The 24542-nt window shown below is 43.0% G+C and carries 16 protein-coding genes; 12 read left to right on the forward strand and 4 right to left on the reverse strand.

The features are described from left to right. Positions 1–47: 47 nt before the first annotated feature. On the reverse strand, positions 48–581 hold the full coding sequence (locus B2746_RS21695) for a Crp/Fnr family transcriptional regulator (RefSeq protein WP_290799037.1): 534 nt from the start codon (positions 579–581) through the stop codon (positions 48–50). A 112-nt stretch (positions 582–693) separates the two neighbouring features. On the opposite strand from B2746_RS21695, the gene B2746_RS21700 reads away from it, so the two are divergent. Beyond that, positions 694–1056, forward strand: a complete 363-nt coding sequence (locus B2746_RS21700) for a YciI family protein (RefSeq protein ID WP_290799040.1) — start codon at positions 694–696, stop codon at positions 1054–1056. Then, positions 1043–2296: an RNA polymerase sigma factor gene (locus tag B2746_RS21705; protein WP_290799044.1), complete on the forward strand. Its 1254-nt coding sequence runs from the start codon at positions 1043–1045 to the stop codon at positions 2294–2296. Before B2746_RS21700 ends, B2746_RS21705 begins: the two co-directional genes overlap by 14 nt. Before the next feature lie 644 nt (positions 2297–2940). Here the strand turns inward: B2746_RS21705 and B2746_RS21710 are convergent. After that, positions 2941–4191 (reverse strand): hypothetical protein, encoded by a 1251-nt coding sequence (locus B2746_RS21710; RefSeq protein ID WP_290799046.1) that lies wholly within the window; start codon positions 4189–4191, stop codon positions 2941–2943. A gap of 253 nt (positions 4192–4444) precedes the next feature. After that, positions 4445–5458, reverse strand: coding sequence for a LacI family DNA-binding transcriptional regulator (locus B2746_RS21715; RefSeq protein WP_290799049.1), 1014 nt, complete (start codon positions 5456–5458; stop codon positions 4445–4447). Positions 5459–5725: 267 nt separating this feature from the next. Between B2746_RS21715 and B2746_RS21720 the strand changes: the two genes are divergently transcribed. Genes B2746_RS21720 through B2746_RS21745 form a run of 6 tightly spaced genes read left to right on the forward strand, consistent with a single transcriptional unit; the run spans position 5726 to position 16484 of the window. Beyond that, complete coding sequence (locus tag B2746_RS21720; protein ID WP_290799052.1) at positions 5726–7222, forward strand: FAD-dependent oxidoreductase; 1497 nt, start codon at positions 5726–5728, stop codon at positions 7220–7222. Further along, on the forward strand, positions 7215–8480 hold the full coding sequence (locus B2746_RS21725; RefSeq protein WP_290799055.1) for an MFS transporter: 1266 nt from the start codon (positions 7215–7217) through the stop codon (positions 8478–8480). Before B2746_RS21720 ends, B2746_RS21725 begins: the two co-directional genes overlap by 8 nt. 56 nt (positions 8481–8536) lie before the next feature. Next, positions 8537–11611, forward strand: a complete 3075-nt coding sequence (locus tag B2746_RS21730; protein ID WP_290799059.1) for a SusC/RagA family TonB-linked outer membrane protein — start codon at positions 8537–8539, stop codon at positions 11609–11611. Positions 11612–11621: 10 nt separating this feature from the next. Beyond that, positions 11622–13256: a RagB/SusD family nutrient uptake outer membrane protein gene (locus B2746_RS21735; RefSeq protein ID WP_290799062.1), complete on the forward strand. Its 1635-nt coding sequence runs from the start codon at positions 11622–11624 to the stop codon at positions 13254–13256. An 18-nt stretch (positions 13257–13274) separates the two neighbouring features. Further along, positions 13275–14858, forward strand: coding sequence for an alpha-L-arabinofuranosidase C-terminal domain-containing protein (locus tag B2746_RS21740; protein ID WP_290799065.1), 1584 nt, complete (start codon positions 13275–13277; stop codon positions 14856–14858). A gap of 9 nt (positions 14859–14867) precedes the next feature. Beyond that, on the forward strand, positions 14868–16484 hold the full coding sequence (locus B2746_RS21745; RefSeq protein ID WP_290799068.1) for an alpha-L-arabinofuranosidase C-terminal domain-containing protein: 1617 nt from the start codon (positions 14868–14870) through the stop codon (positions 16482–16484). 341 nt (positions 16485–16825) lie between these two features. Here the strand turns inward: B2746_RS21745 and B2746_RS21750 are convergent, their stop codons facing one another. Next, the gene (locus B2746_RS21750) at positions 16826–17638 is read right to left on the reverse strand and encodes a hypothetical protein (RefSeq protein ID WP_290799070.1); all 813 of its coding nucleotides are present in this window, start codon (positions 17636–17638) and stop codon (positions 16826–16828) included. A gap of 291 nt (positions 17639–17929) precedes the next feature. Here B2746_RS21750 and B2746_RS21755 point away from each other — a divergent pair, with 291 nt between their 5' ends. The 4 genes from B2746_RS21755 (at position 17930) to B2746_RS21770 (ending at position 24530) form a co-directional block, all read left to right on the forward strand. Beyond that, on the forward strand, positions 17930–18982 hold the full coding sequence (locus tag B2746_RS21755; RefSeq protein ID WP_290799072.1) for an alpha/beta hydrolase: 1053 nt from the start codon (positions 17930–17932) through the stop codon (positions 18980–18982). A 112-nt stretch (positions 18983–19094) separates the two neighbouring features. Next, positions 19095–19691: an RNA polymerase sigma factor gene (locus B2746_RS21760; protein WP_290799074.1), complete on the forward strand. Its 597-nt coding sequence runs from the start codon at positions 19095–19097 to the stop codon at positions 19689–19691. A 72-nt stretch (positions 19692–19763) separates the two neighbouring features. Then, positions 19764–20969, forward strand: a complete 1206-nt coding sequence (locus B2746_RS21765; protein ID WP_290799076.1) for a FecR family protein — start codon at positions 19764–19766, stop codon at positions 20967–20969. 174 nt (positions 20970–21143) lie between these two features. Further along, positions 21144–24530, forward strand: a complete 3387-nt coding sequence (locus B2746_RS21770) for a TonB-dependent receptor (RefSeq protein ID WP_290799079.1) — start codon at positions 21144–21146, stop codon at positions 24528–24530. Positions 24531–24542 lie beyond the last annotated feature (12 nt).

Raw genomic sequence — 24542 nt, forward strand, 5'->3', positions numbered from 1 at the left:
TTTAACACGAAACTATCTGCGAGCGGGTTGTAGAAAATTGATCTATGTTAACTGCTTTGTTTTTTTCTGATCCGGCTCAACGATTCTGGTTGTATTCCCAGGTAGGAAGCGATATGTTGTAATTGAACACGTTTATCCAGACCCGGAAATTCATGTTTGAAATTCTGGTATCGTTCTTCTGCATCCAGCAGCAGTAAATCACGTTCTCTTTTTTCTTTAGCGGCATACCCTTTTTCCAGGGCATTGATCAGAAATTTATCCATGGTTTTATCGGATTCCTGAAGTTTTAGCCAGCTGACATAATTAACTTCAAGCAGCGTAGACGTTTCCAATGCCTGAATAAAAAACAAGGAAGGGGTTTGGTGTAACATGGCCGTATAGGATGCCAGCACATTGTCGGCGGAGATAAAACTTTTAGTGAATTCAATGCCTTTGTCGTTCTGGTAATAATAGCGAAAGAGCCCGCTTTGGACAAGTGCAAACTTTCTGGGAACCTGCCCCTCTCGCAGGAAAAATTCTCCTTTCTGAAGGGTGATTTGCTGTGAAATTGACAGTAGATCGGTGTTTTGCAGGTAATCCATAGTAGTTGCTTGCAGGTAAGGATATTAAATTTACGGAAATGAATGTCCTATTTAATAGAACCGGATTGTTATATAGAGGTAAGACAACTTATTAATTATAAAAAAATCTAAGATGCAGGAGTATTTATTGATTTTCAGACATGAAGACGGACAAAAGCAGGCCTCACCCGAGCAAATTCAGGAATGGATGAAACAGACCATGGATTGGATTGGAACCATTGCAGCCAAAAACAAGTTTGTAGGTGGAAATGGATTACCGTTCGAGGATGCGAAAGTTGTGCGGGCTGCAGCTGAAGGACTGCTTGTTACCAATGGCCCATTTGGGGATATTAAGGAAACCCTGGGCGGGTATATCATTGTAAAAGCAGATTCGGTTGAAGAGGCGGTGGAATTTGCCAAGGGAAGTCCGGTTTTACAGGGAGTTGGCAATAGTGTGGAAGTGAGGAAAATAGCCAGCGGAGATGGCATCCATTAAGATGGGAACAGAACAATTGGTACCCCATTTATTCCGGACCGAATTCCGGAAAATTACGGCGATGCTCTGCCGGAATTTCGGTTTGGAATATTTGGGAGATTCGGAAGATATTGCCAGTGAATGTTTTCTGGCAGCATTGGAAACCTGGCCATACAAGGGGGTGCCGGCGAATCCTTCGGCCTGGTTGTTTCGGGTTGCAAAGAATAAAGCAATTAACCGATTAAGAAGGGAAAAGAGTAGAAGGGAGGGGGAGGAGGGAGAAAGGAGAAGGGAGGAGGGAGAAGGGGGAGAGGTTGAAGTTTATATGGAATTACCAAGGGTTCAGGATGATGAGTTGCGGATGCTGTTTGCAGTTTGTCACCCTGCATTATCTGCTGAATCGCAGGTTGCGCTGGCACTGCGTGTTTGCTGTGGTTTTGGGATTGATGAAATTGCCGGTGCATTACTGGCAGGAAAGGAGGCCGTTAATAAGCGATTGTACAGGGCAAAGGAAAAAATCAGGACAGAAGGAATTCAATTAGAACTTCCTGAAGGAGCTGAATTAATAAACCGATTGCAAAATGTACTTATTACAATTTATCTATTGTTTACGGAAGGTTATTATTCAGAAACCAATAATGAATTAATTCGTGAAGAGCTTTGTTTTGAAGCGATGCGGCTTGCGTATTCGCTAACTGAATTAAAGGAAACAAATCAACCCGAGGTTCAGGCTTTGATGGCCTTGTTTTGTTTTCATGCATCCCGTTTTCCGGCACGAAAATCTGCTACTGGAAATTGGGTTTTATATAGTGAGCAGGATACTTCTTTATGGAACCGGGAATTGATTACGAAAGGTGCGCAGTATTTACATCGGGCCAGTGTGGGCCAGTATGTTTCGAGATATCATCTTGAAGCAGCCATTGCATATTGGCATACCCACCAGGTGGACAGTCCTGAAAAATGGGAATCCATTCTTGAACTATACGATCAGTTGATGAAGCAGTATCCATCGCAGGTGGCGGCTTTAAACAGGGTATATGCTGTTTATAAAGTACATGGTAGTGAGTTGGCAATTGAATCAGCAGAAAAGTTGCGGCTGATTAAAAGTCCCTATTATTTTATGTTATTAGCGGAATTGTATTGGGAGCAAGATAATCTGCATGCCAGAATTAGCCTTAATAAAGCATTGGAATTAGCGAAAACAGACGCAGATCGGAATTTTATTCATAAGCGTCTTTTATCCTTTAATTACGAGGAATAAATATCTGGGTTTTGCCTGTCACTACCGCTTCATCCATCTTATCAGCATTCTCTTTCGCATTGGCCCATTAATAAGCACCGTCATAGTTATTTTCCAGGAAATACATTCCATGTACCAACCTCTTAAATGGTTTATCAGAAAGTGGAAAAAGAGTAGATTCTTTAAAGCTGTTCGGCTTCCCGCAGCGGGTGGCTGACCGAACCATTTTCATGTACCTGGTCGAAGTAATTGAAGAGGGAGATACTTCAGCAGTGTTTAATCATCCTGCGAAAGAACTAACTGCGAATTACGTAATCAGATAGCCACCATACTTTTAGTTGCCTTCTCTTTGCGTTTTAAATGCCTTCTCAGCCGTCTTGAACAGATGAGCTGCCTTTTAATAGTTTCTAACCGGGAACATAAGGAGAACAGTGGGTGATTTCCCCAGCATCCCCGGACTTATCCCGGACTTGTACCGCACCTGTGCCGGACCTGCACCGGAGCCGGCAATCATGGCTCAACAAACCGGACTTTTCGACCTTTCAGGAAAAATCGGCGACCAGGTTTTTTACTATAACGCTTTCGGAAGCCAGCCGGAAAACAAGTAAAGAATTTGCTTCCGCACACGGTGTTTCCAATTTATTCAAAAAAGCCGTTGAGTCAAATTACTCAATCTTCCGCATTTCTTTCCACCGCTGATCCTGGAAGACGGAAGAAGGATCGAAATTCGGACTGTTGGAAAGCAGAAAGGAGGAACCGTCACTGCGGCTCCAGGCATGGTTATAACCCGAACTTAATTCGACAGTTCCATTTTCATCCCGGTAATGTTCCACTTCGCGGATGGTTTTAATGAAATTGGTATGCATACGGTCCTGGGAGCTTTGTTTTGCTTCCCAACTACGCAGCTGATTATCCATATCAGCCAGACGACGATTTCCGGCTGCAATGGTTTGTTCCCCTATTTGCCGGGTGCGTTCATCCATCAGGCGGATTTTTCCAAGATGCTCACTTTGCTTTTGTTCCCTCACGGCTCTCCAGTAATTATTCGTAGCGTCTTTCCAGTCTGGGTTTGTTCGGATACTGCCTATGATCATGCTGGCTATTTGTTCGGCTTCTTCGGTCTTATTTTCAGGATAGGTAAAGAGCATGCGACTGGCTGAACTGGTATAGCTGATGCCCATGCTTCCATTGTAAACATTTGGAATATACACTTCAGCGTTTGTTACCCCACAGATAAGGATGGCAGCTTTGCCATTTCCAATGTTGGCTTTTGCTGTTAAGGCAGTATGCCGGTAGTTTACCTGCGCTGCTCCATAGCGCATCAATTCAGCTCTTGCTTTGTCATCCGTTTCGCTATGTGCTTTAACGACATCCGGATTGTTTTTGGCTTCAATCAGGGTTGCATTGCCGAGTTCCGGAAGCCATACCTGGTCTAGATACTGACGGGCATCAATTGGTTGTCCTTTGCCACAGTATTGGGAGCTTTGTTGTAATTGATTTACCTGTGGGTCTGTACTATAGCTCCAGATAATATTGGGAAGGATCTGAAAATTGAATTCACCATCCCGCGACTGTGCAGAGAAATTCATATTGGTTCCTGCGCATGTTTGTCCGGGTGCAGTCCAGATTACTCCTCCCTCAGATTGCCAGTCTTTCGGAAGCAGAATACTGTAGGCTTCTGCCGGTTGGGAGAATGCCTGGAGGTCCATGATTTTGACACGGTTGAACAGAAAGTAATCCTTTCCTTCAGCAAATTGGGGAGCGTTTTGCTGGATTTCGGAACTCTGAGATTGCGGTGGGTTCGAGTTTTCCATGGAAGTTTCAAGTTGATCGGTTTCCGGATTGATATCATTATTGCAGGCGTACATGCATGCCATCAGCACAAATACCGGAATAAAGCGCAGGTTAAAAGACATGGTTTATCAGGTTATACTATACTATAACCGCAGGTAGAAATTGGTAAACAAAAAAAGGTTCTATATGCGTCAGAAATGCAAATTTCTTTTCCAGGCAATTACCTGCACACCATCAGAATAATGAAGATGGTCGGCACTCCGCATGGTGCACATCAAAACGGAAGACGGTTCCATTTTCGGTGAGGAATAAACAATAGCGTTCCGTCAGCCAGCGGTCCTGCTAAAGCAATAATGGATATTCGTTTCATACGCATTAGGATGATTGTCGCACAATCAGTGATCCTTTACTGATGGTGAGCTGAGAGTACATTGATGGTTTCCCTTTGGTTAATAATTCCAGCATAAACTTACCTGCAATCTGGCCAATTTCAAATGGCTTTTGTTCATAGGTAGTTAATCCCGGATCAATGATGGAGGCCCAGGAATCGTTTCCAAATCCGGTTACTGCAATTTGTTCAGGGATTTTAATGCCTTTTCTTTTCAGGATCTCAATAATTTTAATTGCGCCGCCATCGTATACTGTACAAATGCCGTCGGGCGGTTCGGGTAAATTCAGCCAATATTCCATTGCTTCTTCCACATTTTCGGTAAGAAATTTTGAATGCTTTACAAGTTTTGGATTAAATGGAATATTATGCTGCTGAAGGGCAGTTTTATATCCGTTTAATCTCAATCGGCTTGCCAATAAATGTTTAGGTCCGGCAAATAGTGCAATTCTTTTTTTCCCTCTTTCAATCAGGTGTTGTGTTGTTGTAAACAATCCGTTGAAATCATCTTCCACTACTTTTGGTATAGGCAGTTCCTGGCAGATTCTGGCGAAAGAAACCAATGGCACACCCTTACTGTGGAGCTGTTTGATTTGTTCAAAATCACGGGTATCACGGGTATGACAAATTAAAAATCCATCCACCCGACTTAACATCAGCGCTTTTATATTTTCCTTTTCTATTTCTGGAGATTCATCTGATTGCGCGATGATGATCCGATAATTCATACGTGCTGCTGCATGCTGAATGCCACTGACTATAGAAGCAAAAAAGGGTTTTTCAATATCAGGTATGATCACCCCCAGCATTCTTGTTTCGTTTTTGATCAATCCCAATGCCAGCATATTGGGTTGGTAGTCCATTTCATTTGCCACCCGTATAACCGCTTCTCTTGTCTCCGGTTTGATATTCGCATTATTGGTTAATGCCCTGGAAACGGTTGATTTCGAAATCCCCATTTTGCGGGCAATATCAATGATGGTTACCTGATGTTTCTGCATGATTAAAGATATTTTAGAGAGCTGAATAAAGATAGTTTAAAATGGGAACGGTTGCGGGAATGTTCCCAATCCAATTTCCCAAAATTCATACCTAACTCTTTGTTTTATATGAGCTAAACGGATAGTTTAGTCAAAGAATTGATTTCAATACCCGGATTTTTAATTCCTAATTGAAAGTCGGGTTTCACCTCAAAAACGATTGTTAAGGCTTCCTTTTCCGCAAGCATTTTGCGTATTCCAGAAACTTGTCAATACAACTAAAATTTTATGAGATTTATTGAAGAAGAGAAAAAGCAATTACCTGTTTATAACACACCAGAAGTGTTGGTGGTAGGGGCAGGCCCGGCCGGACTCGGAGCAGCTATCGCAGCTGCACGGAACGGAGCACGGGTATTATTATTGGAACGATATGGGTTCCTGGGCGGCAATCTGACTATTGCCATGGTAAATCCTATGTTCACTTTTCATGATATAATGGGTAAACAGGTAATCAGAGGCATAGCCGGTGAACTGGTTGACCGGCTGGTTCAGTTGAAATCTTCTCAGGGCCATGTAACCGATCTGACCTTTGATAATGCCTCTATGACCCCTTTTGACCCTGAAGGAATGAAATACCTGCTTTTTGAAATGGTGAAAGAAGCAGGGGTTGAATTATTATTGCATACCTGGGCGGTAGGTGTTACCAAAGAAGGTGAAAAAGTTACCGGTGTTATCATAGAAAATAAATCAGGACGCCAGATTATTTGTCCGCAATATATTATTGATTGCTCGGCAGATGCAGACATTGTAGCTATGGCAAAATCTCCTTTTGTGAAAGGAAGAAAAGAGGACGGAGCCATGCAACCCGTTACCCTGTTTTTCCGGATTGGTGGCATTAATGTCGCAGACCTCCGGAAATGGATGAAAAACAATCGTGAACTGCTGAAGGATTCACCAACTGATGAAGAAATTGATTCCAGTGAAGCACTGGCATTCCTTGGATTAAAGGAGTTGGTAAAAATGGGAATGGAAAATGGTGAATTCCCCAAAGATGCAGCGCCAAGAATTTTATTTTATCAACTTCCTATGGAGGGACAGATTGCGGTGAATGCAACCCGCCTGCAGGGGATTGATGGTACGAATGCCGCCGATCTTACGAGAGCCGAAATTGAAACCCGTGTGCAGGCCTGGGAAATCCACAAATTCTTACAGAAATATGTAGGTGGATTTGAACATTCATTTATTGTGGATACAGGAGTGCAGGTTGGTGTAAGAGAAACCCGTCATATTATTGGTGATTATGAACTTACTGAAGAAGATGTATTATCAAACCGTGCTTTTGAAGACGGTATTGCCTGTGGCACATTTGCAATTGATATTCATCCACCTGAAGGGGAAAATCAGGTTTTTACAGGTTCAGGAAAAGCTGTGTATGAAATTCCATACCGCAGTCTTCTCCCAAAGGGACTTAATAATGTACTCGTAGCCGGGAGAGCGATTTCCGCTACCCATAATGCATTCGGTTCAGCAAGGGTAATGGCTACCTGTATGGGAATCGGACAAGGTGCTGGTGTTGCCATAGCTTCCATTGTTAAAGATCAACGCAGTACCCGCGAAGTAAATACTGCCTTCGTAAGAAAACAACTGATCGACCAGGGACAATACCTATTGGGCATGCCTGACGATGCAATGAAAGCGGATGATAAGCTGATTCTTCATAAGGTGGATGGATCAGGTGCTACGGCTAGTCATTTCAATCCATTTAAAGATATTGGGCATGGATAAACGAAACGGATCTGTAAGATGGGGTATTGCTACCATGTTGTTTTTTGTATCAGCGTTAAACTACCTGGACAGGCAGGTGTTGTCAGTTCTTGCTCCCACCATACAAAAGGAACTGGGCCTTTCTGATATGGATTATTCCTATATCACTTCGGCATTCCTGCTGAGTTATACGATTATGTATGCTATCAGTGGAACAATTATCGATCGACTGGGAACCAGAAAAGGATTTTTTTGGTTCGTAGGTGGTTGGTCGATTGCCAATGTTTTACACGGATTTGCTAAAACAGTTATGCAATTTTCCATCTTCCGTTTCTTTCTCGGTGCAGCAGAATCAGCCAATTTCCCTGCTGGTGTAAAAGCGGCTTCAGAATGGTTTCCTGTAAAAGAACGAGCGCTGGCAATTGGTTTGTTGAATGCAGGATCCTCCGCCGGAGCAGCGCTTGCGGTTCCGATGGTAAGTTTTATTGCCATCACTTTTAACTGGCAAATGGCCTTTGTGATTACTGGATTATTGGGTGCGGTATGGATGTTTTTCTGGTGGCGGCATTATTACATTCCTTCTCAGCATCCACGCATTTCAGTTGAAGAACTGGCATTGATTGAAGAAGATAAAGAACCGGAAAGCGGAACTACCGGCAATGGTCACTTGTTTTGGCAATTGCTGAGAAAACGCCAGGCATGGGGCTGTTATGTTGCCAGGATTCTGATCGATCCCTGTACCTATTTTCTGATTTTCTGGATCCCCAAATATTTGCAGGAACAACAGGGGCTGAGTTTGAGTGAATTGGGATACTTCGCATGGATTCCCTATGTGGCACTAGCCCTTGGAACGGTGGCCGGAGGTATTATTCCTAGAGCACTAATCAACAAAGGATGGACACTTGACCGATCTCGCAAAACGACTATGCTGCTCGCCTCTTTACTGGTTCCGCTATTTTGTTTTCTTCTGTTCAACACCACGCATGTTGCCATCGCCATATTGGCTATTGCAGGGGTAATGTTTGGACATGGCCTTTGGGGAAACATTACCATACCGGCTGAAGTATTTCCCAAAAGAGTGCACGCTACGCTTACCGGAATCGGAGGAACACTGGGAGGTATAACAGCTATTGGCGTGCAGTTCATGGTTGGCTGGACGGTCCAAAACCTGTCCTACAAACCGATTTTTATTGCAGTGGGAATTATTTATCTCCTCACATTCCTGCTTGTGCAACTACTAATCGGAAAACTCGGTGTTATCATTTCTCTGAATAAATAAACCCCATCTCGTATAAGATCAAACCGAACGATTGTTCAAAACTAAAACTTGGCCATATGATAAAAATTTCTATGCTTCGAAAACCTGACCGGCTGATAGTCGGGATTGTATTGTCGCTGTTGTTCGCAACACCCTCTTTTGCCTGGCAAACCTCCCCGGTTACCGGCAAGGTGAAAGGCAGCGATGGCACCCCGCTTGCAGGTGTATCAGTTGTTGTTAAAGGCAGTAGTCAGCTCGGTACCACTACCGATGACAATGGTAAGTTTACTCTAAATGTTTCAAAAGATGGCGTACTGCTTTTCTCCATGACTGGATATGAAATGCAGGAAATTGCAATAGGCAACCAGTCATCCATCGATGTAATTCTTGAGTCAACTTCAACTGATTTGGACGATGTGGTGGTGATTGGTTATTCCACTACTAAAAAAGTTAACCTGACCGGTGCCGTTAGCTCCATTTCAGGAAAGGAAATGGCTAAACGGCAGGTGGGACAAACTTCCATGGCACTTCAGGGAGCGGCTCCCGGTGTTACCATTACGCAAAGCAATGGCCAACCGGGTACTGATGGGGGAAGCATCCGCATTCGGGGCATTGGTACCTTAAACAATTCTGAACCATTGGTGCTGGTAGATGGTGTGGTAATGTCGATCGATCATATTGATGCATCAACCATCGAATCTATCTCGGTTTTAAAAGACGCAGCCTCAGCTTCCATTTATGGATCGCGTGCTGCAAACGGTGTAATCCTGATTACTACCAAACGTGGTTCAAAAGGAAAGTTTCTTGTTTCTTATGATGCCTATGTAGGTAAACAGCGTACTACTGATATGCCGAATATGGTAAACGGATTGGATCATATGCAAATGATCAATGAGGCCCATACCAATGTGGGCCGTACTCCACTTTTTTCCGATGCGTATATCAATGATTATATTGCCAATAAATCAACCAATCCTGATCTTTATCCCGATACCGATTGGCGGAAAGAAGTATTGAACGGTTCAGGCATTCAAACCAACCATGCTGTAAGTGTATCTGGTGGTACGGATAAAATTCAATTCTTTGGCACAGCAGGTATGTTACATCAGGAAGGACTGATCAAAGATGTAGACTTCAAACGATTCTTTGTTCGGCTGAATTCAAATATTCAGATTACCAGCAAACTGCGTGGCAGCTTCGACGTGTATATAAGAGATCAGACAAGAAATGCTGCTCCACAATTTCCTGGTGCAACCGGTGCTGCATTGTCTGCGAGTGGTACAGCTTTAATATGGGGACTTATCAACAAGCTGCCTGCTACACAGGCTGCCAGGTATACCAATGGTTTGTATGGTGAAGGACAAAACGGTGTTAATCCTGTTGCCATAATGAGAGACGGAGGTTTCTGGAGAAATAAGAGCATGCCGTTGGCGGGTAATTTTGCGCTGGAATATAAACCTGTCAGTTATCTTACCGCGAAAGTGGCCTATGCCCCCACCTATACACCCAGCCGCACCCGTTCTTTTGTAAACACAGTAAGAACCTATGATCCCGACGGAGTCTTACGCTTTACCTTGCCGGCACTTAATACTTTTGATGAAAGCATGAGTGAAGACCGGTTCGATCAGGTAGATGCTAACCTAACATTCAATAAATCGTATGGCAACCATACCATCACCGCACTGGGCGGATATCAATATACCAATGCACAGTTTTCCAGTTTCGGTGCCTTCCGTGATAACTTCCTTTTTCCAGATTATACCGTGTTGAATGCAGGTTCCTCCGGTAATATGCGCAACAGTGGGTCAGCTACTGACTGGTCGCTAATTTCCTATTTTGGTCGCTTGAATTATTCCTATAATGATAAATACCTGTTGGAGGCCAATATCCGTAGAGATGGATCATCCCGTTTTGCAAAAGGCAATAAATGGGGGTCATTTCCCTCTTTCTCAGCAGGATGGCGGATTTCGCAGGAAAGTTTCATGGAGAATATCAGCTGGATCAATGAGCTGAAACTGAGAGCTTCCTGGGGTAAATTGGGTAATCAGCAAATCGGCGACAACTATCCCTTTGCGCCAATCGTTTCGCTCGAACCACGCTATATTTCCAATGATCAGATCCAGAATGGCGCTGCTATCCTAAGTCTGGCAAATACAAATATTTCCTGGGAAACGACCGCCATGAGCAATTTTGGCCTCGATGCGAGGATCTTTAAAAAACTATCCGTTTCATTCGATTATTATCAGAAAAGAACCACCGGCATCCTTCTGCAACTAAGCATACCTCGCACCATGGGAGTTGAAGCGCCCTATCAAAATGCAGGCGTTGTGGATAATAAAGGGTGGGATTTGCAAATCGATTACACAAACCGCGACAATGCCATTTCTTATGGAGCAACCTTCGTATTGTCTGATGTCAAAAATAAAGTGGTTGACTTGAGAGGCATTCAACAAACCGGAACCATCGTTAACCGGGAAGGCTTTCCGATGAATTCACTTTTCCTGTTGCGTTCGCAGGGTTTATTGTCGGAAGGTGATTTCGATGGAAGTGGAGCCTATCTGCACACTCCGCAAACCTATGGTGTAGTGAAACCAGGTGATATCCGGTATGAAGACATTGATAAAAGTGGTGCAGTGAATAACAACGATCGTACCATTATGGGAAGCACCATTCCTCGGTATACTTATAGTATGCGGTTGTTTGCTGAATACAAAGGCATCGACTTTTCTGCCTTCATTCAGGGCGTAGGCAAAGTGGATGGTTATCTGGCCGGTTCTGCCATTACACCTTTTGCGGCAGGCGGTACAGCTTATGAGTTTCAGAAAAACCGCTGGACCCTGGAAAACCAAAATTCCAACTCGGTATTTCCCCGCTTTGCTTTTGGTGAAGTTAACAATACACAAAATTCCAGTTACTGGATGAAAAGCGCTGCCTATCTCCGAATGAAGAATGTTCAAATCGGCTATAGTTTACCGGGAGCATGGGTTAGTTGGGCTAAAATTCAATCGTTGAGAATCTATGCATCAGGTGAAAACCTGTTCACGATTGATGACTTCTGGCCTGGATGGGATCCGGAAATTCCGGCAGGAAGCGCCGGTGCCTATTATCCTCAGATGAAAATGTTTACGCTGGGATTGAATGTTAAATTTTAAACGAACAGCCATGAAAAAGATTTGTTTCATATTCAGTTGTGTTCTCCTTTTGTCCTGCCATAAAGAGCTCGATAAATTTCCACTCGATGCGCCCTCCTCTGCGACCTTCCTTCGTACAGAAGCTGAGTTGAAAGCTGCATTGGTCGGTTGCTATAGTCCGCTCAATCTTCGTTTCGGCGAAAACCCCTATATCCATGTTTTTGATATGTTTTCTGATATCGCTACCAACCGCGATGTTACACCGCATGCCATGTGGAGTACTGCAACTACAAATTATGTGAACAATATCTGGAATACCATGTACCAGATTATCTCACGTTGTAATTTTCTACTGGAAAATGTTAGCAGGGTAACAACCAGCAACACGGCGTTGGTTACACAGGCAACCGGTGAAGCAAAATTTCTGCGGGCTTATTGTTACAGTTTGCTCTCAGATTTTTATGGCGGGGTACCACTGGTAACAACCACATTAAATCTGTCAGATGCGTTTGTATCAAAAAATTCGAAAGCAGAAGTGGTAGATTTTATATTGAAGGAATTAAATGAAGCCGCAGATATGCTGCAGCAAACCAATCAGCCCAATACGATGGTGGTATCAAAAGGGGCGGCCTGGGCTATTGCATCAAGGGTGGCCCTGTATAATGAACGTTGGGCAGATGCTGCAACAGCAGCCAGCAACGTAATGGCATTAGAAGGCAGCGAATACCTGTTGCACCCCAACTATGCAGATATTACCATGAGGGCCGGTAAAACATCAAAGGAGGTAATCTGGGCCATCCAGTTCAACTACAATGATATCTTTCATGAAACGCCCTTAACCTTCCGTTCGCGCATGGCGGGCGGGTTTAGCAACCGGATGCCTGTTCAGTCACTGGTCGATTCATATGATTGCATCGATGGTTTGTCAATCGATCAATCTCCATTGTACGATCCGGCAAAGCCGTTCGCCAATCGTGATCCACGCCTGGCAATGACCATTGCGCTGCCCGGCACAACCTATTACGGGTATCAGTTTGAGACCCACAAAGACAGCCTGCAATGCTGGAATTACAATGTAAGTCCGGCTGTTCGTGTAGCCAATCTTGATGCCACACATACCTTTGCCAGCTTCTCAGGATATTGCTGGCGCAAATATGCTGATCCGAAGGAAACACATACAACCCGTTCAGATATCAATCCCATCGTGATTCGGTATGCTGAAGTATTGTTGAACTATGCGGAGGCTAAAATTGAAGGCAATCAGGTTGATGAAACCGTATACGCTGCCATCAACAAAGTGCGCCAGCGGGTAGGCATGCCGGTTATTGAAGAGGGAAAAAGCATTGAGGAACTTCGTTCCATTGTTCGGAAAGAAAGAAAAGCAGAACTGGCCGGTGAAGGAAGTCGCTATTTCGATATCCTGCGTTGGAAGATTGCTGAAGAGGTATTGAGCGGACCCTGTTATGGACGGGTTCCACGCGGATATCTTTCTTCTGCCCCAGTAATTGACGAAAACGGAACACCCGATTATTCGACGGTTGCGAATCGTGCAGACATGCGGGTGATTCAAACAAGAATCTTCAATGCGCCTACCAACTATGTATGGCCCATTCCTGATATTGAGATTCAGACTAATAAAAACCTCGTTCAAAATGATGGGTATTAATTCACATAACTGAAGCTGATGAAATTTTTTCAAATAGGGGCGCTTCTTTTTGTTCTGGCGCAACCGGGGTGGGCGCAGCACAAAACCAGTCTGGAGATTGTGTTTCCGTCAAAGCCTTCACCCATTGATCCCATGATCTATGGTCAAATGTTGGAGAATGTAAACGACAGCATGATTTATGGCGGAGTGGCAGATATGCAGGGCAATGAACAATTGCATATAACGCCGCTGGTTAAGGAGCTGGATATACCTGTAATGAGATGGCCTGGTGGTACGGTGATTTACGAATACCGGTGGAGAAGTGGAATCGGGCCGCGGGCCATGCGGCCTAAAGTGCCTACACTGGCCTGGAAAGGGGAGGAAAGTTATCAGTTTGGTACCGACGAGTTTCTGCAATGGTGTAAGCGGGTCGGAACTGCTCCTTATATTAACTTCAATATGGGCAGCCATCCTTTGTATCAGGGTACACTTTGGGAGGCGATGGAATGGATGGAATATGTAAACGGTTCTGAACAAACACCATTGGGAAAATTGAGAGCTTATAACGGTCATCAACAACCTTATAATGTGAAATACTGGTGTATTGGGAATGAAAATTACCTGCCAAGTCGCGCAGCCAGAGTCCAGGATCAGGATACTGTATATGCCAACCGCCTTCGTACCTGGTCAGCCACTATAAAAGCGAAGTATCCGGAGGTAAAATTGTTGGGTGTTGGCCGTTCTATACATTGGAACAAAACCGTTATGGAACGCAGTGGAAATTATTTACATTATCTCACACAGCACTATTATGTGAATGCAAAAGTGAAGGATGGTAACTTGGTAAATGCAAGCAGTACGCTATTTGCACCGGCAAAAATGGAAGCACATCTGAAATTGCTTGGTAATCAACTGAAGGGACTGAATCGTCAGTTGAACAGAAGCGATGACCCCGTAAGATTATGCGTAGACGAATGGAATAACCGCCATGCCGTTTATGATGGCAACAGTTATAAGTTCACCCGCCAGTCTGTTCGCAAACAGTTTGATGTGGCTGTAACAGCAGGCATGTTGAATGTGTTTATCAGACAGAGTCCAACGGTTGGCATGGCGAACTATATTTTTCCGGTAAATGCACATGGATTGATCAGAACCGTGGGAACGGATGATGCCTACCTGACGCCAATTTATTATCTGTTTAAACAGTATCGTAGTAAAATGCTGGGCAATAAAGTGGATGTATTGTTGAAAGGGCCAGGCGTTCCAGCTGTTGACGCTAATGTAACGATTGATGGAGATTCACAGGAAATTACCATGGGCGACGAACTGTTGACTTTTGTTGATGCAGCTGCGGTGGTGAATGATAATAAGCAGTTGGTAATAGCCCTGATAAACCGGTCTCCTGATAAATCACAACTGGTAGAAATGCTTGTTCCACCAGGATATAAGACTGGTAGCATCTGGGAGCTGAAACATACCAATATAAATGCTATGAATTCAGCCGACAACCGATTTGAAATTGTACCCAGTACCAGAAAACTCACACAACGTGGAAATAAAGCCAGCGTTCAATTATTACCTTGTGCTTTTGCAATGGTAGAGCTGGAAAAAATTAACAACTAAAGAATTGCTATGAAATATCTGATTAGTAAAATTGGAGCGGGAGTTTTATCGACACTACTATGTGCAACTGTAGCTGACACCTTTAGCCAGTCGGCTAAAGTACCGGTGCAAAAAACGTTGGTACAGATTCAGATTCCTGCTAAGAAAACGGTGATCGATCCCATGATCTATGGTCAAATGCTGGAGAATGTGAACGACAGTATGATTTACGGAGGAGTGACCAATGGAAAAGGAGAGGAAAACCTGCACATAACAGAATTGTTGAAACCGTTGGATATTCCGGTAATGCGTTGGCCCGCAGGTACAGCAATGCACGAATACCGTTGGAAAAACGGAATTGGTCCCAAGCCATTGCGTCCGGTTTCACCCACCTTTGCCTGGAAGGGGGTAGAAAATTATCAATTTGGAACAGACGAGTTTTTGCAGTGGTGTAAACGTATCAACACCGTGCCCTATATTAATTTAAACATGGGTAACAGTATTGAGTATGGCGGAACGTTGTGGGAGGCCCTTGAATGGATCGAATATGTAAACGGTGATTCTACCACCGCCCTTGGAAAACAACGGGCCTACAACGGGCATAGCAAGCCCTATAATGTTAAGTATTGGTGTATCGGTAATGAGAACTATGGCCCCTGGGGACGGCATGAAAAGGAAGACGATACCACGTATGGCAACCGCCTGAAAATATGGGCAGGTGCTATTAAGAAGCAGCACCCGGAACTTAGCCTGCTTGGCATTGGGCGTAGCCTGAAATGGAATAAAGAAGTATTGTCTCGAAACGGAGAATACATAGATTTCCTTACCCAGCATTATTACGTGAATTCCAAATTGAAGGATGGAGTGTTGGAAAGTCCCGGCAGTACGTTGTTTGCGCCTGCTAAAATGGAAAAGCATCTGAGCCTTTTGGGAGAACAACTCAACGAAATAAATCGACAGTTAAACCGGACCGAAAACCCCATCCGTTTATCAGTAGATGAATGGAATAACCGTCATGCGATATTTAATGGAACCGAATTCAAGTTTACCAGGCAATCGGTGCGGAAACAATTTGATGTTGCGGTGACGGCGGGCATGCTGAATGCGTTTATTCGCCAAAGTCCCGCAGTAGGCATGGCTAATTATATTTTCCCCGTAAATGCACACGGCCTGATCAGAACAGTTGGCACCGATGATGCGTACCTGACTCCGTTGTACTATCTATTCAAACAATATCGAACCAAAATGCTGGGTTCGAAGCTTGATGTGCTGGTGAAAGGCCCTGGGATCCGTGGTTCTGAGGTAAAAGGCAATATTGCCGGAGATGCAAATGAGATTAAGTTGGGAGAGGAGTTCTTATCATTTGTGGATGCTGCAGCGGTGTTGGATCAGAAGGGACAGATTTTTGTGACTTTGGTAAATCGTTCCCATGAATTGAAACAGGAAGTAGAAATTGCGATACCTGCCGGTTATAAAGCCCGCGAAATCTGGGAATTGAACCATGCCAATATTTATGCCATGAACACGTCTGAGAACAGATCGGAAATACTTCCCAAAACAGGAATTTTAAAACAAAAAGGATCAAAAGTTACCGTTTCACTGCTTCCTTGCGCATTTGCAATGATTGAGCTGGTCAAACAACCGTAAAAAACTATCCGGCCTGTTTTATTTTTTATGATGCGAAGAAAATATTCATCTACTTCTGAAGTCAGGAAAGTATCCTTTTCAAGTATATGCATATTCGACATGGCCTGATAGCCAAACTCAAAAGGCTGTATCCTTACATCAAACCCATATTCATTTCCCAAATGAATATGAGGCGTTTTTATTGGTTGGCTGGAAGTGTGTGATAATTTTTTATTTTGATAACAATTTAACTGAATATTTCTAGGCAAGGAAAATTGCTGGGCGCTACTAATATTTTCATGCCCCATATAAACTTATATACACAGGTATGAAGAGAATGGCAGAAATAGTCACTTGCCTTATTAGTAATATTCGTACGCATAGCGGGTTACAAAACTTTCTCTTTCAGATGATTTGAATATTATGTGGGAAAGAGTTCCATCTGTGTTATAAAAATATTCTTCCCAATAGCTTGAGGGAACGGAAAGCGTTGTTTTATAATAATGGAATTCATAACGGACGCATTGTCCGGCAGCATTGAATAACCAGTAATATTCAAAATTACTGTGCTTCATTGTTATTAATTTACCTGGTCCCTGTATTTTTCGAACGTATCTGAAGCTGCCATAGTGATCATTCACGATACTGTCCAAAAGACCATCTGAATGGTAGTAATAGCGGCTGTTTTCTAAAACACGAACATTTTGATCTATTCTTTCCTGTTCGATCATTCTTCCCTGTGTATCGTAGGATTCGGTTCTGAGTAGAAAATTTGCCGTGTCGATCATTTCCACGGAATACAATTTGTCTCCTTTCCAAACTGATTTCAATTGTGGATAGGGGTTGCCTTTGCTATCAAAATAGGTTCCTTTTGCAACCTGACCAGTAGCATGATATTCAAACAGACTTGTTAAGCACAATTCAGAATCCATTTGTAGTGTTTTGGGTAAGCAGGAAATCATACTTCGAAATGCACCAGTGCTATCTACTGAAATAATTTTAACGTAAGTTGTTTTGGCTGCGCCTGGCGGATCTTTGATAGCTGTAATCTTTTTGATTCGGGCTGACTTCCTGATGGCCTTTGTGTTGAGTACCGTGTCGGAAAGATCACTGAGTCCTGCCATTTGAGGGAATCCGTGTGATCTTATCTGTGCAGTGGACTCCTGAATTGGCATGATGTGTAGTAGCAATATCATTCCAAAAATGAGTGAACAATTTTCCATTAAAGTTGTGACATTTCAATAGTCTGCAACAAGTATAAGTCATTTACAAAATATAATACTGCAAATGCAAATAAATTGTTCCGGCTGGTCTCGTAAGTGGGAGAATGATACTGCTTCCACTCCTTTTTTAACAGGTTGGCGGAAGTTTAAGGACGAATTTTTATATTGTATGATCAAAACAAAACTTTGAAAAGCAGCCTTATTTTGAATAAAATAAAGTTAGTCAGTAAATGGATTGCAATAATGACAATTTTTGTTATTCATTCAGAATCATTAATTGGACAAATTAATACAGATGCAATAAAGTTAGGTGAGAGAATTACAAAATATTCTGCTACTTATAAGGAGAACAGAGATTTTCTACTTTATGTACCGGAAAGCTGTTCTGATTCTCTTCAGCCTAAAAATGAGATTCCAGCTTTATTTGTGCTGGATGGAGCGGAACTCTTTCTTACAGCGGTTGCATTACAACAGCAGCTGGCAGAGTACGCTTATTATCCGATCCTTCCGGAAATGATAGTTGTTGGTATTGTTCATAAAAACCGGGAAGAGGAATTGTTTCCAATTGCCCAGAATGATACCTTATCAAAAATGGAAGGAAAGGCAGATAAATTCCTTGATTATCTTGAAAAGGAGCTGCTGCCGGCTATTGATTCAATCAGAGGAAGTAAAGGTCCTCGTATTATTTTTGGCCATTCATTGGGTGGTTTATTTGGAGTTCATACAATAAACTCTAAACCGAACCTTTTTAATGCGTATCTGTTAACTGATCCTGCATTATGGTGGGATAAGCAACTGACCTTAAAAACATTCCGCAGAAATTTGACCTCGCAGGTCCGTAACACCAGTTATTTATATCTTGGCATTTCGAATACACTGCCCTATAAGGCAGATACAGTATCGATCCAACAGATGAATCCTTCCCAGATCAGTATTACTTCCCAATTCCAACTGAAGCATTTTCTTGAAAATAGCAGGAAAACCATACTTAGACGGGATGCCAGATATTACCCGGACGAGTCACATTTTACCATTCCGAGCCGGGGATTAAGAGATGGATTACTTTATTATTTCAACAATTACCGATGTCGCTATTTTGAATGGATGGATTCGGATTCTTTGAGCCCCCAGGAACTTGGAAATGCAGTTCGCGTACATTTTGAAAAATTTGCAGCACTGCTTGGGTATAAATTGCGTCCGCCCAGAAAAAATCTGGTTGCGTATATTGATTTTTTAGAAAAGATAGCAGCTACTGAAAAGGCTGCAGTTCTCAGGAAATTCTTGAAGGAGTATTAATTATGTGTGCCTTTCAGAATTATAATCAATCGATTGCGTATAATTTGTTTCCGACAACTCAATTTGCCAAAGTTTTCCCATTTTTACCGGAAGGATTCAAACTCTGACTGCTATGCCTGAACTGCCTGACAAGGATTGTGAGCTATTGCGTCTATTGAAGACGGGAGATAAAGCTGCTTTTACTCAGATTTATGAGTTATATAGTCAATCCCTCTATCTCAACCTGCTAAAACTCCTCAAATTTGAACCGGCGGCTGAAGAACTGCTACAGGATATTTTTATTACACTCTGGGAAAAAAGAACAACCATACAGATTGATACCCATTTATCGGGTTACTTATTTGGTATTGCACAGCATAAAGCACAGGATTTTTTCCGCAAACTTAAAAGGGATAGAAAATTACATGACTATATCCGGGAACTGGCAACCGGTGAATTTGAAAGCGTTGAAGCAAAACTGCTTCGCCAGGAAGAACTGGATCTTCTGAACAATGCCATAAACAGGCTTTCACCCCAACGGAAGCAGGTTTTTCAGTTATGTAAACTGGAGGGAAAGTCCTATCAGGAAGTCAGTCATATACTCGGCATATCGCCTTCTACCATTAACGACCATATTGTAAAAGCAACCCGCTTCATCCGTGATTTTATGCTTGCCCAGGACCGACTGACCACGGCATATCTCCCGATTTTTTTGCTCCTGTACAGTTAAAGATTCAAAAATAATTTAGACCGGGGCAGATGAAAAACTCATCCCGAACGACTTAATTAAAATACCGTTCAGATGAGTTCCTCCAACATTGAGTCACTTTTTCAGAAATACCTGCAGAACCAATGCACTCCAATGGAAGCAGAACAGGTTTTGGAATGGCTGGAACAAGCAAGCTACTCGCCTGAACAAAAAGAGCTGATTAGCAGGATGTTGGGTGAAGTTTCAGTGCCAACACAAAAGGAAGAAGAAAACGTAAGAAATCGCCTGAAACAACAACTGGATCTTACACTTCAAAAAATTGATGAGCGGGAGAATAACAGCGGTCAACTCATTCATTTCCGCTGGTTACGATTTGCTGCAGCTGCACTTTTATTTTTATTTGCCGGGGCTGGTGTTTACCTCTGGATCCAATCAAATATCACTGCACAAACCGGTAAGCAGCTTGCAGTTGTTTCGAATAAAGACATCGCTCCTGGTGGAAACAAGGCAGTGCTAACGCTGGCAGATGGGAGCAAACTGATCCTGGATGAAACAGCGAATGGCGAACTGGCCACCCAGGGCAGTACCAAACTGATTAAACTGGATGGACAAATTGCTTATGCTGAAAATGGTGAGCAATCGGATGAATTATACAATACCATTACCACACCCATCGGCGGACAATACCAATTGGTATTGTCGGATGGCACCTATGTTTGGCTGAATTCAGCCTCCTCCCTTCGATTTCCGATTTCATTTCCAGGAAAGGAACGCAAAGTGGAACTTATGGGAGAAGGCTATTTTGAAGTTGCTAAAAATCCATCCAAACCATTCAAGGTTTCGGTACAATATCCCGCTGGTGAAAAGGGGACGGAAGTAAAAGTATTGGGCACTCATTTTAATATCAATTCCTATAAAGAAGAAGGTCCAATAAAAACCACCTTATTGGAAGGTGCTGTCCAACTAATCAGTCAATCTGAGACGCGGGTCCTAAATCCGGGTGAACAGGGAAGCTCAATGGCAAACGGTTCCTTGAAAGTAACCAGCCAGGTTGATCTTGATCAGGTGATGGCCTGGAAAAACGGGCTTTTCAATTTCAATAATACTGACCTGCAGATGGTGATGCGGCAGCTCAGCAGATGGTATGGCGTTGATGTAGTGTATGAAGGTAATCCGCCACTAAGAGAATTCGGAGGTGAAATCCAACGTAATCTGAAACTAAGTCAGGTACTGAAGCTTTTGGAAACCAATGAAGTGCATTTCAGAATAGAAGAGAATAAGCTAATCGTTACACCTTAATAAACGTTTTTCATCAGAGCCAAAAAAAACCGGAAATGCGGGAACATTTCCGGTGTACATCTGGGCGCTGAATAAAGTCTTGCATGAACATTTATTGTGAAACCCAAACACTGCAAATCTATGCATTTTATCAACTCCGGTAGGCGAAAGCCTACCCGCCAAATCTGGCTTGCTATGAGATTTACGATTGTTTTATTAACCGCTGCTGCCTTGCATGTTTCTGCTACAGGCAATTCACAAACCGTTCAGTTAACAGGTAAGAATCTTTCCCTTAAGAAAGTATTCAATACTATTAAAAGCCAAACGGGCTATGTATTTTTTTATGATGCCAAACTATTGCGGGAGGCGAAACCTGTTACAGTAGAATTGATCAACAGCTCCCTCGACAAAGCACTGGTGGAAATTTTTGAAGGGCAGCCCTTTACCTGGATCATGGTGGATAAAACCATAACGGTTGCTAAAAGAAAGGAACCGGTTATTTCAGAAAAAACAGTTCAACCGGAAAAGCCGGATTTACCGCCGCTTGACATCAAAGGTGTGGTAAGAGATGAAGACGGAAATCCCCTGTCGGATGCATCCGTTAAACTCAAAGGAACAAACCGTGGAACAGTTACCAATAGTGACGGCAGTTTTTCCCTTCAGATTCCTGATGGAAAAGGAGTGCTGCTCATCTCCTATGTTGGGTACCAGACGATTGAATTACCTGTTACCAAATCAGGTGAATTAAACATCATTCTTAAGAAAGCTGAAAACAAAGTGGAGGAAGTGGTGGTGATTGGTTATGGTGCAGTAAAAAGAAAAGATGTTACCGGCGCGATTTCATCCGTTAAGGCAAACGTCATTCCTAAATCAGCTAACACCTCCATTGATCAGGCCCTGAGCGGAAGAGCAGCAGGATTAACCACCGTGCAATCATCCGGACAACCGGGTGCGGGAGTAAGTGTGCAAATCAGAGGTAATGCCTCTTTTGCTTCAACAGGCGTTTTATATGTCGTGGATGGAGTACCGATTAATGGTGGTGCCGGTGAACCGGGTAGCGGTAATCGGTATGGAGGAATTGATCGCTCACCATTGAATTTTTTGAACCCCGATGATATTGAATCTGTGGAAGTGTTGAAAGATGCCAGTGCTGCGGCCATCTATGGTGCAAGAGCGGGAGCCGGCGTTATTCTGATCACAACAAAAAGAGGAAAATCGGGAGAAGCCCGATTGAATTACGGATTCAGTCATGCATTTCAACAGGCAGCAGATTTTTATGAAATCCTGAACCAGCGCGATTATATGGTGGAGCGCAATCGCATCACCAAAGAAAAATGGATGCTGGACAGAGCAATCGCTCCCTATGGAACTACTGACCCTTCCAGTGTTCCTGCATTTGTTCCAAAATATTCGGATGCAGAAATCAATGCTGCAGGTAAAGGCGAAAATACATTGGATCGGATTACTCAAAACGGGTTTGTGCAACAGCATAATATATCCATCGCAGGAGGAACAGCAAAGACAAAGTATTATGTTTCGGGTAATTATCTTGACCAGGATGGTGTGATAAAAACTTCCGGATTCAAACGCTATTCAGGACGGATCAATCTGGATCAGATGGTTGGAGAACGATTGAAAATTGGGGTAAATATGACCGGGTCAAAATCCTTTAGCGATAACCCTGCAATTGGTACGGGTCAGTTTGAAAATTCCGGAATTATTTTATCTGCATTTTATCATCCTCCAACCGTGCCTTTAATTGCAGCGGATGGATCTTATCCCCTCAATCCCGATTATACCAATTCACCCAATCCTTTGTCGTTTTTTGAAACAACGGATAAGACGGTACAGAACAGAATCCTGACTTCTGCATTTGCCGAACTGGAAATAATTGAAAACTTAAAGGCTAGGGCGAATTTCAGTTATGACCAGTCCAATTCAAAACGATCTACTTATTTGCCGAAATCATTTTTATACGGCGACAGAACAGGCGGTCAGGCAAATATCAGTGAGAATACTTCCAATATAAGTTTGCTGGAATACACCCTGGGCTACACCAGAAATTTCAAGAATACCCATCACCTGGATGCACTTGTTGGATACTCTTATCAGGTGCTTTCTTCAGAAGGATTTTCTGCTGGAAATCAACAATTCCTGACCGATAATTTTTTGTATCATAGTTTAGGTGTGGGTGAATTTGCACGTCCTTCGGTTGGTTCCTATAAGAGCGAACAGGTTTGGGCATCTTATTTTGCCCGTGCCCGGTATGATTACAAAAACAAATACCTGTTGCAGGCATCGCTTCGCCGGGATGGCGCTTCCAATTTTGCTAAGAATAAAAAATACGGATTGTTTCCCTCCGTTTCAGCAGGCTGGAAAATTTCCAATGAGCCTTTTATGCAATCCATCCGCGCCATTTCTTTCCTGAAACTCCGGGCCAGTTATGGATCAACTGGAAATAGTAATATCGGCAATACAACTGCTTTTGCTGCGTATCAGGCCGGATCCAATTATGTTTTTGGAAATACGCAACAGGTAGGTGTTTATCAAAGCAGGCTGGATAATCCGGACCTTAGTTGGGAGACTGCCAGAGAAATCAACCTGGGACTTGATTTCGGATTATTCAATGACAGAATCAGTGGTAGTTTTGAGGTATTCAATAAAACCATTTCTGATTTATTGAGCAGCCGTCCGCTTCCTTCCTTTTTTATTGTGAGCAGTGTTGCGGCAAATGTGGGGAAAACACAGAGTAAAGGATTTGAATTCAGTCTGCGTACCACCAACATTGCCAACCATAATTTCAGCTGGAGAACTGAATTCAATTTCGCTCATTATAAGGATACCTGGAAAGAAAGAGATTCTCTTGTTGTGAAAACCCTGGCCAGGTATATTGGTGTAAATGATCCGATCCGCTCTATATATGGATATGTAACCAATGGTATTATGCAGGTGGGTGAAACTGCCCCGGCACATATGCCCGGCCTCCAGCCCGGTATGGTGAAAGTGATTGACCAGAATGGATATGATGCAAATGGAAATCTTACCGGCAAACCGGATGGCAGATTAAATACAGCCGATGCTGTTTACCTCGGTAATTCTGATCCTGGCTATTCCTTTGGTTTTGGTAATACGTTTGAATACAAAAATTTCGATCTGAATATTTTCATGTATGGTATGCTGGATCGTTTGAAATACAATGACGACCGTGCCAGCGCCTATGATTTATATGCCAAGATGGGTTCTTTTGGATGGAATGCATTGGATATGGTGAAAGATCGCTGGGCATCAGATAATACTTCCGGAACAAATCCAAGTGGATTAATTAATCCGTATGGGAGTTATACCGGCAATTATTTTCGGGAGAAAGCCGGCTTCTTAAAATGCAGAAACATTACACTGGGTTATACATTGCCAAAACAGATATTGGATAAGCAGCAGTTAATTCGCGGCTTGAGGTTATTTGCCGATGTGCAAAATGTATTTGTTATTTCTCCTTATTCCGGTTTGGATCCGGAGCTCTCCGGATTTATTGCCTACCCGGCTCAACGATCCTTTATTCTGGGATTGAATCTTGGTTTTTAATAACAATCTTAA

It is taken from the genome of Flavihumibacter sp. UBA7668 (assembly GCF_002483205.1).
GTDB lineage: Bacteria > Bacteroidota > Bacteroidia > Chitinophagales > Chitinophagaceae > Flavihumibacter.

Coding starts and splice junctions, on each gene's coding strand:
- B2746_RS21715 (WP_290799049.1), bottom strand. CDS start 5,458: ATGCAGAAACATCAGGTAACCATCATTGATATTGCCCGCAAAATGGGG.
- B2746_RS21760 (WP_290799074.1), top strand. CDS start 19,095: ATGCCTGAACTGCCTGACAAGGATTGTGAGCTATTGCGTCTATTGAAG.
- B2746_RS21735 (WP_290799062.1), top strand. CDS start 11,622: ATGAAAAAGATTTGTTTCATATTCAGTTGTGTTCTCCTTTTGTCCTGC.
- B2746_RS21710 (WP_290799046.1), bottom strand. CDS start 4,191: ATGTCTTTTAACCTGCGCTTTATTCCGGTATTTGTGCTGATGGCATGC.
- B2746_RS21700 (WP_290799040.1), top strand. CDS start 694: ATGCAGGAGTATTTATTGATTTTCAGACATGAAGACGGACAAAAGCAG.
- B2746_RS21755 (WP_290799072.1), top strand. CDS start 17,930: ATGACAATTTTTGTTATTCATTCAGAATCATTAATTGGACAAATTAAT.
- B2746_RS21725 (WP_290799055.1), top strand. CDS start 7,215: ATGGATAAACGAAACGGATCTGTAAGATGGGGTATTGCTACCATGTTG.
- B2746_RS21720 (WP_290799052.1), top strand. CDS start 5,726: ATGAGATTTATTGAAGAAGAGAAAAAGCAATTACCTGTTTATAACACA.
- B2746_RS21745 (WP_290799068.1), top strand. CDS start 14,868: ATGAAATATCTGATTAGTAAAATTGGAGCGGGAGTTTTATCGACACTA.
- B2746_RS21750 (WP_290799070.1), bottom strand. CDS start 17,638: ATGCCAATTCAGGAGTCCACTGCACAGATAAGATCACACGGATTCCCT.
- B2746_RS21695 (WP_290799037.1), bottom strand. CDS start 581: ATGGATTACCTGCAAAACACCGATCTACTGTCAATTTCACAGCAAATC.
- B2746_RS21770 (WP_290799079.1), top strand. CDS start 21,144: ATGAGATTTACGATTGTTTTATTAACCGCTGCTGCCTTGCATGTTTCT.
- B2746_RS21740 (WP_290799065.1), top strand. CDS start 13,275: ATGAAATTTTTTCAAATAGGGGCGCTTCTTTTTGTTCTGGCGCAACCG.
- B2746_RS21730 (WP_290799059.1), top strand. CDS start 8,537: ATGATAAAAATTTCTATGCTTCGAAAACCTGACCGGCTGATAGTCGGG.
- B2746_RS21705 (WP_290799044.1), top strand. CDS start 1,043: ATGGCATCCATTAAGATGGGAACAGAACAATTGGTACCCCATTTATTC.
- B2746_RS21765 (WP_290799076.1), top strand. CDS start 19,764: ATGAGTTCCTCCAACATTGAGTCACTTTTTCAGAAATACCTGCAGAAC.